The organism is Streptomyces sp. MNU76 (genome assembly GCF_020982545.1).
In the GTDB taxonomy this organism is placed as follows: Bacteria; Actinomycetota; Actinomycetes; order Streptomycetales; family Streptomycetaceae; genus Streptomyces.
Window position 1 is genome coordinate 23922 of sequence record NZ_JAJKLK010000029.1, and the last position, 16231, is coordinate 40152.

General features: G+C 74.1%; 11 protein-coding genes and 2 pseudogenes. 9 read left to right on the plus strand and 4 right to left on the minus strand.

Annotated features, from left to right (window positions below; translation table 11 throughout):
* Positions 1-2: 2 nt before the first annotated feature.
* The 4 genes from E4N62_RS42375 (at position 3) to E4N62_RS42390 (ending at position 4625) form a co-directional block, all read left to right on the plus strand.
* Complete coding sequence (locus E4N62_RS42375) at positions 3-854, plus strand: ABC transporter permease (RefSeq protein WP_230223441.1); 852 nt, start codon at positions 3-5, stop codon at positions 852-854.
* Between the two features lie 142 nt (positions 855-996).
* Positions 997-2187, plus strand: coding sequence for an alginate lyase family protein (locus E4N62_RS42380; protein WP_230223444.1), 1191 nt, complete (start codon positions 997-999; stop codon positions 2185-2187).
* A 207-nt stretch (positions 2188-2394) separates the two neighbouring features.
* Positions 2395-3591 carry a tetratricopeptide repeat protein gene (locus E4N62_RS42385; RefSeq protein ID WP_230223446.1) on the plus strand — a complete coding sequence of 399 codons (1197 nt, stop codon included), beginning with the start codon at positions 2395-2397 and terminating at the stop codon, positions 3589-3591.
* A complete protein-coding gene (locus tag E4N62_RS42390; RefSeq protein WP_230223448.1) occupies positions 3588-4625 on the plus strand; it encodes a polyprenyl synthetase family protein in 1038 nt (345 codons plus the stop codon). Before E4N62_RS42385 ends, E4N62_RS42390 begins: the two co-directional genes overlap by 4 nt.
* 369 nt (positions 4626-4994) lie before the next feature.
* On the opposite strand, the gene E4N62_RS42395 is transcribed toward E4N62_RS42390, so the two are convergent.
* The 4 genes and pseudogenes from E4N62_RS42395 to E4N62_RS42410 all read right to left on the minus strand — a co-directional run bounded on the left by E4N62_RS42395 (position 4995) and on the right by E4N62_RS42410 (position 9496).
* Positions 4995-6563, minus strand: coding sequence for an FAD-dependent oxidoreductase (locus E4N62_RS42395; protein WP_230223450.1), 1569 nt, complete (start codon positions 6561-6563; stop codon positions 4995-4997).
* A complete protein-coding gene (locus tag E4N62_RS42400) occupies positions 6560-7288 on the minus strand; it encodes a class I SAM-dependent methyltransferase (protein WP_230223452.1) in 729 nt (242 codons plus the stop codon). Before E4N62_RS42400 ends, E4N62_RS42395 begins: the two co-directional genes overlap by 4 nt.
* A gap of 41 nt (positions 7289-7329) precedes the next feature.
* Positions 7330-8849, minus strand: a pseudogene (locus E4N62_RS42405) (lycopene cyclase family protein).
* Between the two features lie 11 nt (positions 8850-8860).
* Positions 8861-9496: an RNA polymerase sigma factor gene (locus tag E4N62_RS42410; protein ID WP_230223760.1), complete on the minus strand. Its 636-nt coding sequence runs from the start codon at positions 9494-9496 to the stop codon at positions 8861-8863.
* Positions 9497-9899: 403 nt separating this feature from the next.
* Between E4N62_RS42410 and E4N62_RS42415 the strand changes: the two genes are divergently transcribed.
* The 5 genes and pseudogenes from E4N62_RS42415 to E4N62_RS42435 all read left to right on the plus strand — a co-directional run bounded on the left by E4N62_RS42415 (position 9900) and on the right by E4N62_RS42435 (position 16114).
* A complete protein-coding gene (locus tag E4N62_RS42415; protein ID WP_374117223.1) occupies positions 9900-11186 on the plus strand; it encodes a polyprenyl synthetase family protein in 1287 nt (428 codons plus the stop codon).
* A complete protein-coding gene (crtI, locus tag E4N62_RS42420) occupies positions 11183-12727 on the plus strand; it encodes a phytoene desaturase family protein (RefSeq protein WP_230223455.1) in 1545 nt (514 codons plus the stop codon). The genes E4N62_RS42415 and crtI overlap by 4 nt, the downstream gene beginning before the upstream one ends.
* Positions 12724-13800 (plus strand): annotated as a pseudogene (locus E4N62_RS42425) (phytoene/squalene synthase family protein); the annotation flags it as partial. The gene crtI and the pseudogene E4N62_RS42425, both read left to right, overlap by 4 nt.
* Positions 13801-13852: 52 nt before the next feature.
* Positions 13853-14860: a DUF5914 domain-containing protein gene (locus E4N62_RS42430; protein ID WP_230223458.1), complete on the plus strand. Its 1008-nt coding sequence runs from the start codon at positions 13853-13855 to the stop codon at positions 14858-14860.
* 180 nt (positions 14861-15040) lie between these two features.
* The gene (locus E4N62_RS42435; RefSeq protein ID WP_230223460.1) at positions 15041-16114 is read left to right on the plus strand and encodes a MerR family transcriptional regulator; all 1074 of its coding nucleotides are present in this window, start codon (positions 15041-15043) and stop codon (positions 16112-16114) included.
* Positions 16115-16231: the final 117 nt, after the last annotated feature.

Consider the following 16231-nt stretch of genomic DNA (forward strand, 5'->3'; position numbering starts at 1 on the left):
CCATGACGAGCAGCTTGCGCGCCGGGGTCCGACGCGGCGGCATCGAACTGCGGCACTTCCTACGCAACGGCAAGGAGTTGTTCGGCCACTTGACGAACGTCGTCGTCGCGCTGCTCGTCGCCGCCTTCCTCGGCGACGACGTGCCCGGCACCCGGATCCCGATGACCCATCTGGTGCTGGCGGGCTTCGCCGCCTACCTGCTGTTCCAGGTCGGACTGATCAACCTCCCGCAGACACTCGTGACCGAGCGGGAGGAGGGCGCCCTGCTGCGGCTGCGGGCCACGCCCGGCGGGATACCGGCCTACCTCGTCGCCAAATGCCTGTTGGTGGTCGTCGTGGCCGTCGGGACCCTGGCCCTGCTCCTGGCGGCCGGGGCGCTGCTGGTGGACGGGCCGCTGCCGAGGGGGCCGGGTGACTGGCTGACGCTGCTGTGGGTCACCACGCTCGGGCTGCTCGCCGTCGTACCGCTGGGCGCGGCCATCGGTGCCGTGCTGCCCAACCCCCGTGAGGCACTGGCGCTGATCATGCTGCCGACGATGGGGCTCCTGCTCACCTCCGGAGTGGTCTTCCCGATCACCATGCTGCCCGTTGCGGTCCAGCAGGTGGCCGCGGTCTTTCCGCTCAAGTGGATGGCGCAGGGCCTGCGTTCGGCGCTGCTCCCCGACTCGGCCCGGACCGCGGAGGTGGCCGGCTCCTGGGAACTCCCCCTGGTCGCCCTGGTGCTGACCGCCTGGGCGGTGTTCGGGTTCCTTCTCGCGGTACCTCTGCTGCGCCGCGCGGCCCGCCGCGAGTCCGGCTCACGCCTGTCCGCACGCCGCCGCCGGGCGGAACGAAGCGGCGCGTCGGCCGCCTAGCCGACGTGCGCTGCGCGGGGGGCGCGGAGGGCGTGCGTGTTGACATGTGCACGATTGGTTTCTATGGTCCGGACCAAGCTTCTGTATTCGGAACTGCGTTCTCATTCCTGAACGGAAACGTCTGAACGGAAGAGGTCATCGGATGCCACGGACCAGAACCGCCCTGCTCGGTGTACTCGCCCTGCTGGCCGGGCTGTTGAGCGTTCAGTTCACCGGCCCGGCTCCACGCGCGTCGGCCGCGCCGGCCGCCTTCACCCATCCCGGTGTGCTGGTGAGCCGGGGCCAGCTCGACCATGCCCGGTCGAAGGTGCAGGCGGGTCAGCGGCCGTGGAAGGCCGCCTACGACGCCATGATGGCCAGCTCCTACGCCTCGTTGTCGCGTGCCGCGAAACCGCGGCCCGTCGTTGAGTGCGGTTCGTCGTCCAACCCCAACAACGGCTGCACCGACGAGCGCCAGGACGCCATCGCGGCCTACACGCAGGCGCTCGCCTGGTACTTCACCCGGGACAGCCGGCACGCCAAGAAGTCGATCGAGATCATGGACGCCTGGTCCGCGACGATCAGGGACCACACCAACAGCAACGCCCCGCTGCAGACGGGCTGGGCGGGTTCCACCTGGCCGCGCGCCGCCGAGATCATCAAGTACACCTACGACGGCGGCTGGCCCGGCGCGGGCCGGTTCGCGACCATGCTGCGCGACGTGTACCTCCCCGAGGTGATCAACGGCGCGGCCACCAAGAACGGCAACTGGGAACTGGTCATGACCGAGGCGGCGCTGGGCATCTCCGTGTTCATCGAGGACCGCGCCGCCTACGACAAGGCCGTCCGCACCTACCTCGCCCGCGTGCCGGCGTACGTCTACCTGAACGGCGACGGTGACCTGCCCGAGCCGCCCGCGGGCAGCAGCATCGACACCAGCGCCGAGATCATCAAGTACTGGCAGGGGCAGAGCACCTTCACCGACGGCCTCGCCCAGGAGACCTGCCGCGACTTCGGGCACACCGGCTGGGGCATCGCCTCTATCGCGAACATCGCCGAGACCAGCCGGATCCAGGGCCAGGACCTCTACCCCAGGATCCAGGAACGGCTGCGCCGCGCCCTCGGCTTCCACACCTCCTACGAGAACGGCACCGCCGTACCCTCCTGGCTGTGCGGCGGCTCGGTCGCCAAGGGGCTCGGCCGCGTCACCGAGGTCGCCTTCAACGCCCTTCACCATCGCCTCGGCATCGCGATGTCCCACACCCAGAGGTACACCGAGGCGCGCAGGCCGTCGGGCACGGACAACTACTTCAACGCCTGGGCGACGCTCACCCACGCGGGCAACCCCAACTGAGGGCTGTGCGTCGGCGGTTGACGGTCGGTCGCCTCCCACGGGCGCCGGGTGGGGTGATCTACGCCTCACGGGCAACCCTCCCGGCGCGAACGGCATCTTGATCGGTGACGGGCGCCGCCCCGACTCCTTGGGGCGGCGTCGATTTTCGCTCCCTATACACGGCATGTATACGCAGAGTGTATAGAGCGCATCCACCGAAAGGGTTCCATGTACGGCAAGGCCTTCGCGCCCGAATACCAGGGCGCTCTGACCACCCTGTCCGTGAATTCCTCTCTCACCGAGGTACTGGCCGCCGGCACGCGGCAGTTGAGAGAGGCCGAGCGCGCCGGGGAACACGGCGAGGCGGCACGCTCCGGGCTCGCCGTGGCCGAGGCGCACCGCCGGCTGGGGCAGATCGGGGAGGCCGACCGGGCGTGGAAGGCGAGCTACCGTGCGGCCAGAGCGGTGGGGGACCAGGGAGCGATGGCGTGGGCTTTGTGGAGCGGCGGCACGCTGGCCCGGCAACGCGGCTCGTTCGCCCTGGCCCGGCGGCTGCTCGGGCTGGCGGCCGAGATGGGCAAGCGGGGCGGGGACGTCGTCGTGCGCGGCTACTCCCTCGCGGGACTGGCCGAGACGGGCAGGATCCAGGGCGACTACGAGGCCGTCGCCCAGTTGCACGAACAACTGCTGGCCGAGGCCCGTCGGCGGGGGGAGGCGCGGCACACGGTGTGGGCGCTGGAGGGCATCGCGCAGATCCACCGCCAGCGGGGGTCCTACGACAGTGCCTACGCGATGTTCGAAGAGGCGGCCGCGATAGCCGAGGGCGCCGACGACCGACGCGGGCATGCCTGGGCACTGCGCGGGCTCGCCGACATCGTCTCGGCACGGGACGGGGACGTCGAGCGGGCGCTCGCCCTGCTGTCGGAGGCGGAGGCCGTCTGCCGCGAGATGCGGCTCTCCAGCGCGCTGGCCTACAACCACAAGATGCGTGGCAACGTCCTCTACCGCGCGGGGCGTTACACCGAGGCGCGGGACACGTACGAGTTGGCGCTCGCGGAGTTCCGTGAGATGAGCGAGCCGCGTGGGGAAGCGCTGACCAGGCTGGGGTTGGCCAAGTCCCTCGCCCGGCTCGGCCGGAGCCGCGTCGAGACCGCTGCCGAACTGGACGATCTGGCAGGGGAGTTGGATCGGATCGGGCTACGGCACGCGCGGCAGATGGTGGCGCGGGCGCGGGAGGAACTCGGCCTGCGGGACCAGGCCGAAGTCGGTCCGGGCCGCCAGGCCGAGCGCACCGCGCGCGGCCAGGTGGGTCGCGAGGGCCTCGGCGAGCAGGCGGGTCTCGGCGACCGGGCGGGTCTCGGCGACGGGGCGGCTCGTCGCGCGCGGGCAGCCGATCGCGGTGTGCGGGCGGAGGTCGCACGGTGACCCCGGTCTCCTCGGCGGTGCGGGTGCCGACGGACGTCCCCCTCGTGCTGGAACGCTGCCGCGAGCTGGTGCGCCCGGCGCTGGTGGAGGCCGTCGGTCGGATGCACCCCTGGGTGGGCGAGATGGCCGCCTACTCCTTCGGCTGGTGCGAGGTGGGCGGCGCTCCCGTCACCGCGCCCGGGGGCAAGGGGGTGCGGCAGGCACTGGCCGTGCTCGGGGCCGAGGCGGTGGGCGCCGCCGGACGGACCGGGGCGCCCGCTGCGGTCGCGGTGGAGTTGGTGCACACCTTCTCGCTGCTGCACGACGACATCATGGACGGGGACGCGGCCCGCCGCCGTCGCCCCGCCGTGTGGAAGGCCTACGGCACGGGGCCCGCGGTCCTCGCGGGCGACGCCCTGTTCGCGCTGGCCGTCGAGACGCTCGCGGCCACCGAGGCGGGTGCCGCCGCGACCCGCGTACTGTCGGTGGCGCTCGGTGACCTGGTGCACGGGCAGGCGGAGGACCTGCTGTTCGCCGCGCGCCCCTGGACGGGGCCCGAACGGGTGCGGCCCGCGGAGTACCGGGCGATGGCCGAGCACAAGACCGGGGCGCTGCTCGGCAGTGCGGCCGCGCTCGGCGCGCTGCTCGGCGGTGGCCCGCCACCCGTCGTCTCGGCGCTCGACCGGGTCGGCCGCCGTCTCGGCCTGGCGTTCCAGATCGTCGACGACGTGCTGGGCATCTGGGGCGACCCCGACGTCACCGGCAAACCCGTGCACGGCGATCTCCGGCAACGCAAGAAGACCTTCCCCGTCCTCGCCGCGCTCGACTCCCCGTCCTCCGCGGCGCGGCGGCTGGCCGAGGTGCTGCGGTCGGGGGGCGACCCATGTGAGGCGGCCGAGCTCGTCGAGGCGGCGGGCGGCCGGACGGCGGCCCTGGACGAGGCACGGGCCCACATCGCCGCCGCGGAGGCCGCACTGGCCGACGTCTCGTCGGAGGGCGGGGCCGCGGACGAACTGCGGGCACTGTCGGGGTATCTGGTACGACGCGACCTCTGAGGAGCGGGTCGCCGCTTCCGCCGGCTTCCGTCGGTCCCCGGCCGGACAGGTGCGAACGCCTTCGCGTCGCATCCGTCCTGCCGGGGGCCCGGCTCAGCCACGCTGACCGCCGCGCCTTCTCGACATGTGACGGTTGACCGTGGGGATACGGGTACACGGGGCGGCATGACGCCGAGAGAAGACCACCTGCTGCCGCTGCCCGCCGTGCGGCAACTGCGCCGGATCCGCACCTTCTACGCGACGGCCGCCCTCCTGTGGGCGCTGTCCGCGCTCGCGGAAGGGTGGACGCGTCCCGGGAGCCGTCCCATGTGGGCGTCCGTGCTCCTTCTGGTGGTCTTCACCGGGCTGTTGTCCGTGACCTCCCTCTGGTTACGACGTCATCGGACCGCCGAGGCGGGCCAGACGGCGCGGCAGCGGGCCGCGGCCGCCGTCGGGGACGGTCCACAGGGTCTGACCCCTGACGCCCCATCGCTCCAGCAGCGCGTTGGCGGCGAGGAATCCGCTGGTGGCCGCCCGCTCCATGAGGGCGACCGGGAGACCGGTGCGGACCAGATCGCCGGCCACCACCAGAGCGGGGTCGCTGGTGCGCACCGTGGGCCGGTCGCCGTACCCGCCGACTGAGAACAGGGGGCAGTCGGCCCGCCACTCGTGCCGTTCGTCCAGCACCGTCGCCGCACGCGTCTCGGAGTACACCCGGTGCAACTGCTCCAGCAGGCGCTTCTGTTCGACGTCATGGGACGTGCGGTCCGACAGGGCGTAGGCGTGCAGCTCCACGACGGAACCGCCGGTGCGGGCGGCCCAGCGCGCGGCCTCGCCCTCCCAGCGTTCGAGCACGCTGACGTTGTCGAGCGTGCCGTAGCCGGCGGTGCCCAGGAAGCCGGGACGCTCGGCGGCGACGGGGCGGTCCAGCCACAGACGGGAGACCAGGAAGGGCGGCGCGCTCCGTAGCGCCGCCACCCGCTCGCGCCAGGCGGCGTCCGCCAGCCGCGGGGAGCCTTGCACCAGGGAACACAGGCCTCCCGTGTCCAGGGCCAGGACCACCGCGTCATAACGCCGTTCCTCCTGACCGGCGGCGACGAGGAAGCCGCCGTCGGGCATGGGTTCGACCGCCTCGACCGGGGTCCCGGTGCGCAGGTCTGCGCCGTGGCCGCGCAGATAGGCGGCGAGGGGGTCCCACAGGGCGGCGGGGAAGGGCTCGTCGGGGACGTCGAACAGGAGTCCTTCCGCCGAGCCGAGGAAGTAGATGTGGAACATGAGGACCATCTCGGCCGCGGACAGTTCGCGCGGATCGGCGAAGAAACTGCGGGAGAACACCTCGAACGCGAGGTGCTGCGCGGCCTCGGGAAAGCGGATCGCGTCGAGGAAGTCGCGCGCGCTGACGTCGTCGAGACGGGTGTGGACCTCGGGGACCCGCACGTCCAGGAGGGGCAGCGCGGCGACCGGGTTCATACGGAACAGGTCCCGGAGCCCGAAGGAGGGGCTCAGGGCGACGAATCCCAGCGCGCTCCACGGCGGGGTGCGCGGGACGCGGCGGAAACTGTCGTACATGCCGTCGGCGTGTCGCAGAGGGTAGTCCGGCAGGCCTCGCAGACGGGTGAGGCCGGGGTCGGTCCGCCGCAGCAGTCCGCGCAGGTTGTAGTACTGGCGGAAGAACGCGTGGAAGCCACGGCTCATGGTGACGGTGGTCCCGTCGGACAGCACGGTCGGCCGGCCGGCCAGGCGTCCGCCGAGGGTCGCTTCCCGTTCGTGGAGGGTGACCCGCACACCGCGTTCCGCGAGCGCCGTCGCGGCCGCCAGTCCGGCGATGCCGCCCCCGACGACCGCTGTCGTCGGAGGCCGGTCGCCCATGCAGCGCGGGGCGCCGGGCACCGGGTTCACCCTGCGGATCCGGCGGTCCCTGCCGGGCCTCAGCGGGTCGTTCCCCCGCCGGGCCCTCATCGGCCGTCCTTCGCCGTGGCCGACCGGCGGGCGACGATCGTGTGCGTGATGCCGGTCTGCCAGCCGGGCAGCGGCAGGGCCCGCACGGCTTCGAAGCCGTGGGAGCGGACCCGGGCGGCGAAGCCGTCGGCGGTGTCGAACTCCACCACGCTGCGCCACAGATGGCGGTAGAGGCCGCCGTCGCCGAGGACGGTCGCGACAGGCAGGACCAGACCGCGGCACACACCCGTCCACACGGCGCGGGCGACGGGCCGGCCGCTGAGTGTGTACTCGTGCACCGCCAGGCGGCCCCCGGGAGCCAGGACGTCGCGCACGGCCGACAGGACGGCGTCGGGATCGGTGACGTTCCGGAAGAGATAGGCGGCGAACACCGCGTCGAACGGCCCTTCCACACCGGCCTCGGCCAGCCGTTCGGCGGGCGCGTGTACGAAGCTCACCCCCTCGCGCCACTGCTTGCGGGCCGCGCGCTCCAGCATGCCCGCCGAGGCGTCCACGGCGGTGATCTCGGCCTCGGGGAGGACGGCGGCGAGCGCGGCGGTGGACGCGCCGGTCCCGCAGCCGAGGTCGAGGACACGCAGACCGGCCCTCCGCGTGGGGAGTCCGAGGCGGCGCGCCGAGCGGCGCAACTGGCCGTGATAGCCGGGATTCGCGGACACCAGCGTGTCGTAGCTGCGCGAGGCGTGGTCGAACGCGGCGGCCAGGTCCTCGTCGCGGAGCAGGGTCATGGGATCTCCTCGGTCGGGTGCGCGGAAGGTCGCGGTGCCGGTCATGGGCGACCGGGGTCGCGGTCGGGGAACGGCCCGCCGGAGAAAGGCTGCTCTGCCGGGGAGCGCCGCTCGGTGGAGAAGGGCTGCTCGGCGGGGGAGGGCGGCTCGGTGGAGGAGGGCGGCTCGGTGGAGGCGGGGTGTTCGGCGGGGACATGGGGCAGCCAGGACAACTCCGCCGCGGAGCGGAGCATCGGTAGCACGGGGGTGCGCAGGCCGAGGGCGAGATCCTCGTGGAGGCGGGTCTCCCCGTCCAGGAACCGCAGCAGCCGTTCCGCCGGAACCCGCGAGAACAGCCGGGTGAAGAACGCGGCGCCGTCGACGCGGCCGCTGTCCAACGCCCTCAGCAGCACCGCGTCCATCGCGCGCGAACGGGCCGTGTGGGCCGGCGGAGGCACCGGGTTCCGGCCCGCGCGGAGCGCGGCGGCGATCGCTCGGGTCTGCCGCTGGATCGCGGAGAAGGTGTAGCCCGTGGAGGGCCGCGTGGCGCCTCCCGCCGTACCGATGCGGAAGACCGAAGGGCCCGCCCGGCGGTCGAAACGGGCGTCGGTCATCGGGATGACCCCGCTCTCCGTCGCGACGACCTCGAAGCCGCGCAGCCCCAGCACGTCCTGGCTGTAGCGACGCAGCGCGGTGTCGTAGGCGTCGTGGGGCAGGACGGCTCGGGAGAACTCGGTGTACTCCACCAGGGCTCGGCGGCTGTCGGTGGGCAGGACATAGCCGAAGGCGAGCCCGCCCGGCGGCTGCGGTACCCGGAAGTCCATGAACTCCACCGTTTCGCTGTCGAACACCGGTCGTGGGGTGCGGACGAACCAGCCGCGGAAGTGCTGCAACAGGGTGGTGCGGGCGGGGGCAGGCTCCCGAGGGGCCGGGAGTCGAAGACCCAGCGGACGCGGACGGTCAGAGGGGTGCCCTGGCCGGACCGGGCGCGGATCTCGGCTCCCCCGGGGATGCCCTCCACCGTCTCGACGGCCGCTTCCAGTCGGCGGACCTCGTCGCCGCGGGCCAGTTCGCGGGTGACGAGTTCCTCGAAGTCGTCGGAGCGGAGCATCTTGTAGGCCAGGGGCGCGATGTCGTGCTGGAGGACCCGGCCCTCGGGGGTGCGCGTCCGCAGCCGCCGCCAGACGGCGCCGAGAGCCGCGTCGTACGGGCCGGGCCCCTTCTCCCAGAAGCACCAGGTGCGGCTCGGGGGACGCAGCGGGCCGGGAGGCGCGTCCAGCAGGATCACCGACAGGCGGGGTTCGCCGGGGGCGCGTCGTGACAGACGGTGGGCCAGGGACAGGCCGGCCGCCCCCGCGCCCACGATGGCCACATCGGCTTCCAGCATGTGCCGCTCCCTCCTCGTGGTGACCTTCCGCAAGCTTTCCGCCTCGGGAGCCGCCTCGGCGACAGGCTCGACGGACGGGGAGCGGTTCGCCCGGTCCCCGAACTCCAGATCGAACGCGTCGATTCCGCATCGATTCCGTGTCGATTCCGTGTCGACCGAACCGCATCGATTCCCGTGTGCCACATCGAGCCGCATCGATTCCCGAGTCACACCGAGGGGTCCAGGACGTCCAGGACGCCTTCCTCCCGCAGACGGTGACTCAGGCGCCGCAGCCCGCGCCGCGCATGGCTCTTGACGGTCCCCAGCGGCCAGCCGGTGACCTCGGCGATCTGCGTCTGCGTCAGGTCGTCGTAGAAGGCGAGGGTGAGCACCAGGCGCTGGGGGGCCGGGATCCGGGTGAACTCCCGGCCGATCAGGACCCGGTCGAGCACGGCGTCGGGCAGCGTGTCCGGGTGCACGGGCGCCTCGGTCAGGCGCGTCCCGGCAGCCGCCACGAGTTCGGCCCGTCGCGTCCGCGCCGCCAGGGCGTCGGCGATCTTGCGTCGGGTGATGCCGACGAGCCAGGCACCCAGGGGGCCGCGCTCCGGGACGTACCCGGCGCGTCCGCGCCAGGCGGCGAGGAACACCGACTGCCGGACGTCCTCCGCCTCCCGGGCGTCGCCGAGGGAGCGCCGGGCCAGGGTGAACACCAGGGGGCCCCACCGGTGGTACGCGGCGGTCAGGCTGCCCTCGTCCCCGGCGACGAAACCGGCGGCCAGGTCCTCGCCCGTGGGGAAGTCGTCCGCCGGGGTCCGGGGCGGTACGTCGGCGTGGGTGTGCCTGGTGGCCTGCTCTGCAGTCATGGCAGTCATGGCGTCTGCTCCTTGTGCGGGCTGTGGTCCGTCGGGTCCCACGGGGTGACGGACGGACTGCGGGGCACCCGTCCCGTTCGAACCGGCTCGTGCGCCGGCTGCTGCGACTCCTCCACCCTGCGAGGACGGACCGAAGGGAGACAACTTGCATCGCCTGTGCAGCGCTTTGTGCCGTGCCGCGTCGCTTCGCACCGCGTCGCTTCGCAGCGCTTCGCGTCCCTTCACATCGCTTCGGCAGCGCGCCGCGCTGTCGTGTGCGCCGGGCGCGCCGGGCGCGCCGGGCGCTCAGCGCGAAGCGGCCGCACTTTTCACTCCTTCGGCGCATCCGTGCGCGCCTCTGCCACGGAAGGCGTTGAAGCAGACACCGCTGTTGCCGGCGACGGAAGGAACCCTGATGGGCCCCAGCGACGCGAAGGATCACCCCGCGGCAGCGTCACCGCCCGGATCCGGTGAGGAGGACCCCTCACCCATGCCGGCGGACGCGTGCGGGCCACACGCCGTCGACCGCGGGCCGCACGCCGTCGACCGCGACGTCCCCGGGGCCGTACGACGGGTGCTGGAGGGTCTGCTGGCGGAGCGCACCGAGCGGGCCGCCGCGCTCGACCCGGTCTTCGCGGGGGATCTGGCCGAGCGGGTCGCACGCTTCGCCCTGGACGGAGGCAAGCTCATGCGGCCGCGCTTCGTCTGGTGGGCCCTGCGCGCGTGCGGGGGAGGGGCCGCCGAGACGGAGGCCGCCCTGCGGATCGGCGCCGCGCTCGAACTCATCCAGACCTGCGCGCTGGTCCACGACGACGTCATGGACGGCTCCCGGCTGCGCCGAGGCCGACTCGCCCTGCACGCCGACATCGCCGCGCAGTACGCCGACGTCACGGAGCCGGTCCACGGGACGCGTTTCGGAGAGGCCGCGGCCATCCTCGCCGGCGATCTGGCCCTGGCCTGGGCGGACGACATCGTGGCGGCGACCAGGGCGACACCGGCCGCCGAGCACGCCGTGCGCGAGCTGTGGAGCACCATGCGCACCGAGATGGTGGCCGGTCAGTACCTGGACATCCAGGGCCAGGCGACCTCCTCCAGGTCCCTGGCCCGCGCGATCCGCGCCGCCTGCCTGAAGAGCGCCCTGTACTCGGTGGAGCGCCCCCTGGCACTCGGGGCGGCGCTGGCGGGCGCGGACGCTGCGCGGACCCGCGCCCTGTGCTCGGCCGGGCGCTGCGTCGGCATCGCCTTCCAGCTCCGGGACGACCTCGGCGACGTCTTCGGCGGTCCCCGGCACGTCGGCAAACCCACCGGGGGCGACATCCGGGCCGGCAAGCCCACCTACCTGGTCGCCGTGGCACAGGCCCGGGCCGAGGTGGCCGACGACCGCCACGCCCTCGCCGTACTGGGGCGGTCCCTCGGCCGGGCCGATCTGCCGGAGCACCGTCTCGCCGAGGTCCGCGACGTCCTGGTCCGCACCGGCGCGCGCGACATCGTCGAGGCGAAGATCGAGCGCCTCGTCGCCCAGGGCCTGCGTCACCTGGAATCCGCCCCGCTGGAGGCGGAGGGCCGACTGCGGCTGCGGGACCTGCTGCACACCGCGGCCGGCGCCCCGTCACCGCCGCCTCCCTCCTCCGGCGCCCATGGCCCCCTGGACGGCGTGCCCGTCTCGCTGCTGCTGGGCGCCGTCGAAGGGGCCGCCCGATGACCAGGACCGTTCCCGGGCGCACGGACCACGTGGTGGTCGTCGGCGCCGGACTCTCCGGCCTGGCGGCCACCCTGCACCTGCTCGGAGCCGGCCGCCGGGTCACCCTCGTCGAGCGTGACCCGCTGCCCGGCGGTCGCGCCGGACGCCTGGAGCGCGGCGGCTATCGCATCGACACCGGCCCCACCGTGCTGACCATGCCCGAGCTCGCCGACGAGGCATTCGCCGCGGTCGGCGCGACCCTGCGCGACCGCGTCGACCTCATCCCCCTGCACCCGGCCTACCGGGCCCTGTTCGCCGACGGCAGCGGCCTCGACGTCCACACCGACGCCGACGCCATGGAGGCGGAGGTCGAACGCTTCGCGGGCGCCGAGGAGGCCGCGGGCTACCGGCGGCTGCGCGGCTGGCTGGAGCGGCTGTACCGGGCGCAGATGAGACGCTTCATCGACACCAACTTCGACTCCCCCTTCCAGCTGCTCACCCCGGACCTCGCGCGGCTCGCCGCGCTCGGCGGCTTCGGACGGCTGGACGCCGGCATCGGCCGCCATCTGCGCGACGAACGCCTGCGCCGGGTCTTCTCCTTCCAGGCGCTCTACGCCGGCGTCCCGCCCGCGCGTGCCCTCGCCGCCTACGCCGTGATCGCCTACATGGACACCGTGGCCGGCGTGTACTTCCCCCGCGGCGGGATGCACGCCCTGCCGCAGGCCATGGCGGACGCCGCCGCCGAAGCGGGCGCGGACCTGCGGTTCGGGCGGGACGTCACCCGGCTGGAACGCTCCGGCGACCGCGTCACCGCCGTGGTCACCGCACACGAGCGCATCCCGTGCGACGCCGTCGTCCTCACCCCCGATCTGCCCGTCGCCTACGCCCTGCTGGGCCGCCCGCCGCGCCGCCCGCTGCGGATCAGACACGCGCCGTCGGCCGTCGTCCTGCACGCCGGCACCGACCGGACCTGGCCCCGACTCGCCCACCACACCCTGTCCTTCGGCACCGCGTGGCGACGCACCTTCGACGAACTCACCCGCACCGGAAGCCTGATGAGCGACCCGTCCCTGCTGATCACCCGCCCGACCGCCACCGACCCGACGCTCGCCCCGCCCGGCCACCACCTGCACTACATCCTCGCGCCCTGTCCCAACACCGACATCGGACCGGACGCCGCCGCGTGGGGCGACCTGGCTCCCCGCTACCGCGACAGCATCCTGCGGGAGCTGGAACGCCGCGGCTTCGACGGCCTCGCCGACGCCGTCGAGGAGCAGGCGCTCGTCACCCCGGCCGACTGGCACGCCCAGGGCCACGCGGCGGGCACCCCCTTCTCGGCCGCCCACACCTTCGCGCAGACCGGCCCGTTCCGGCCGCGCAACCTCGTCCGCGGCACCGCCAACGCCGTACTCGCCGGCTGCGGCACCACCCCCGGCGTGGGCGTGCCGACCGTCCTGCTGTCCGGCAAGCTCGCCGCCGCCCGCATCACCGGCCGACACGCGCCCCCCGTCCCCAGGCGTCGGCGCACCGCGTCGGCCGCACCGGAAGGAACCCCCTCATGACCGCCCGCGAACTCGACGCGGCGGGCATCACCGAGCCGGTGCTGCGCGACGCCTACGCCCGCTGCCGCCGCCTCAACGCCCGGCACGGCAGGACCTACTTCCTCGCCACCCGGCTGCTGCCCGTGGAACGCCGCCCTGCCGTGCACGCGCTCTACGGCTTCGCCCGCTGGGCCGACGACATCGTCGACTCCCTGGACACCGACGCGCCCGCGCACCGCCGCGCGGCGGACCTCGCGCTCCTCCACGAACGGCTGGAACGAGGACTGCGCGACGCCCACGCCCGAACGGACGGCCACGCCCTGACCGACGGCCACGGCATCAGTGACGTCATCGGTGACGGCGTCGGCGTCGGCGACGGTGACGAGCCGGTCGTCCTCGCGCTCGCCGACACGGCCCGCCGGTACGCCATCGACCACCGGCACTTCAGCGACTTCATGGCCTCCATGCGCAGCGACCTGGAGGTCACCGACTACCCGACCTACGACGACCTGCGCACCTACATGCACGGCTCCGCCGCCGTGATCGGGCTGCAGATGCTGCCGATCCTCGGCACGGTGGTCCCGCGCGAGGAGGCCGCCCCGCACGCCGCCGCCCTCGGGGTGGCCTTCCAACTGACCAACTTCCTGCGGGACGTCGGCGAGGACCTCGACCGCGGCCGCCTCTATCTGCCCGCCGACCTGCTGAGCGCGCACGGAACGGACCGGGAACTGCTGTCGTGGAGCCGCCGCACCGGCCGGCGCGACCGGCGGATCACCGAGGCACTGCGTGCCTTCGAGGACCTCACCCGTGGCGTCTACCGCGAGGCGGCCCCGGGCCTCGCCCTGCTCGACCCCGTCTCACGCCCCTGCATCCGCACCGCGTTCGTGCTGTACGGGGGCATCCTGGACGCCGTCGCTCGCGACGGCTACGCCGTGCTGCACCGCCGCGCCGTGGTCCCCCGCCGACGGCGCGCAGCGGTGGCCGTCGACGGACTCGTACGCCTGACGGCGGCACGGGCGGCGGCGGCACGGGCGGCGCGCGCCGGGGCACGGCGGCCGGGACCGCGCCCGCCGGACACCGCGCCCGCCGCCGGACATGAGCCGACCGCCGTCACCGCCCCGCCCACCCGCTCCACGAGGAGGTCGCGTGAGCCCCCGACGCCCCGACCGCGGCCGCCGCCGGTATCCCCTGTCCCTGAACCGCGACACGGTGCCCTGGGAACGTCAGCGGCCGACCTGGCGCGAGGCCCGCCCGGCCGTGATCGCCGAGGCCCTCAAACGCGCGCAGGCCCGCCCGTCGGGCAACTGGTACGTCGTCGGCGCGACCCGGGACATCCGGGACGACCGTCCGCTCGCCCGGACGATCGCGGGCCGGGAGATCGTCGTCTGGCGTGCCGCGGACGGCCGTCTGGTCGCCGGGCCCGGCGTCTGCCCCCACCTGGGCGCGCCGCTGAAGGACAGCCCGGTGCGCTGCGGCACCCTCCTGTGCCACTGGCACGGACTCGCCCTGTCCGGCGGCCCGTTCGCGGGCTGGGAGCCGCTGCCCGCGTACGACGACGGTGTGCTGGTCTGGGTACGCCTGGACGACGTGGGCGGCGAGTCGCCTCTCGAAGCACCCGTGGTGCCGGTACGGCCGGACAGCGCGGCCGCGCTGTCGGCGGTCTACGTCGCCGTCGGCGTCTGCGAGCCGGAGGACGTGGTCGCCAACCGGCTGGATCCGTGGCACGGCGCCTGGTTCCACCCGTACTCCTTCGTCGACCTGACCGTCGTCGACGCGCCCGCCGGGGAGGAGGACGGGTTCACGGTCGACGTGTCCTTCAGGCTCACCGGGCGACTCGTCGTGCCGGTGCGGGCGGTGTTCACCGCGCCCGAGCCGCGCACGGTCGTCATGCGGATCACCGAGGGCGAGGGCGAGGGCTCGGTGGTGGAGACCCATGCGACACCGCTCGCTCCCGACGACCGGGGCCGGCCCCGGACAGCCGTCGTGGAGGCCGTCGTGGCCGCCTCGGACCGGCCCGGGTTCGCCCTGGCCCGCAAGGCGGCGCCGCTGCTGCGACCGCTCGTACGGGCTGCCGCGGGCCGCCTGTGGCGCGACGACCTCGCCTACGCGGAGCGGCGCTGGCACCTGCGTTCCACGGGCCGCTTCCCCGGGTGACGAGAAGCGGGTGACGACGGAGGGCTGCCGCGATCGCGAACTCCGTGAGCGCATCCGTTCGACCATGTTCGCCGGAAGACAGGCAGTGCGGGAGCCCGTGACCCGCACGGCCCGTGGCTGACACGCGGGCCGTGGCCCATGCGGCCCGTGGCGCACGCAGGGTGTGGAAGGAGGCAAACCATGGCGCAACGTCCCACGCCCGGCTTCCTCGCCCCCGCGCCCGAGCAGGTCGCCGAACTGCCCCGCCACCGGGTGACGACGGGCTTCCTCGCGCGCAGGCTCGGCGTGTCACCGACGACGCTGCGCTCCTGGGACCGCCGGTACGGCCTGGGGCCCGCCGTACGGGCCGAGGGCCGCCAGCGCCGCTGGTCGCCCGAGGACGTGGCGATGCTCCAGGAGATGTGCCGGCTGACGGCCACGGGAGTGCCTCCGGCGGAGGCCGCCCGTGCCGCCATGGAGCGGGCGAGGGGGCAGGTCGGTGAGGTGCCCCGCTCGACCGTCGTGCCCCCGGCCGCGCGGCCGGGGGACGTCGGCGTTCCCGCACCCGCTGCCCCGGCCGTCCGGGCGCGGCGTGGGCACCCCCCGGCCTCCGCCCTGCCCCTGGGCGACGTACGCCAGGAATGCCGGGGCCTGGCCCGTGCCGCCGTCCGGCTGGACGCGGCGGCTGTCCAGGAACAACTCCTGGCCGTCGTAGGCGCCTACGGGCTCGTCGTGGCGTGGGAAGAGGTGATGGCGCCCACTCTGCGGGCGGTCGGCCGCAAGTGGGAGTCCTCCGGCGACCGGTACGTGGAGGTCGAGCACCTGCTGTCCTGGTACATCTCCACCACGCTGCGGCACATGTACCTCTCGACGCCGGGACCGGCGGGGGAGGCCGCGCCCGTCCTGCTGGCCTGTCTCCCCGACGAGCACCACACGCTGCCGCTGGAGGCGCTCGCCGCCGCGCTGGCGGAGCGGCGTGTCCCGGTGCTGATGCTCGGCGGAGCGGTCCCGGCCGAGGCAATGGACGCGGCCGTACGACGTGTCGCCCCGGCCGCGGTCGCCCTGTGGGCCCAGTCGCGGGCCACCGCCGGCCTGGCGCTGGCCCAGCACATCGCCGCGACCCGCTGGGGGATCCGCGGCGCGCGCAGACAGAGCCCCGTCCTTCTGTGCGGCCCCGGCTGGGGCCGCCGCACTCCGGAGGAACTGCCGCGGCCGTCCGGACTGCAGGACGCGGTGACCATGCTGGTGCCGCTCTCCGCGTCGACGCGACCGTAGGGGCGCGACCGTGACGGGCGCGGCCGGGAGGCCGGATGCCGAAAGGGCGCGCCCGAACACCGAGCGAGAGCGCCCGCCGGGAAGCAAAGCGTCAGCCGCACATCAACACACATCAAC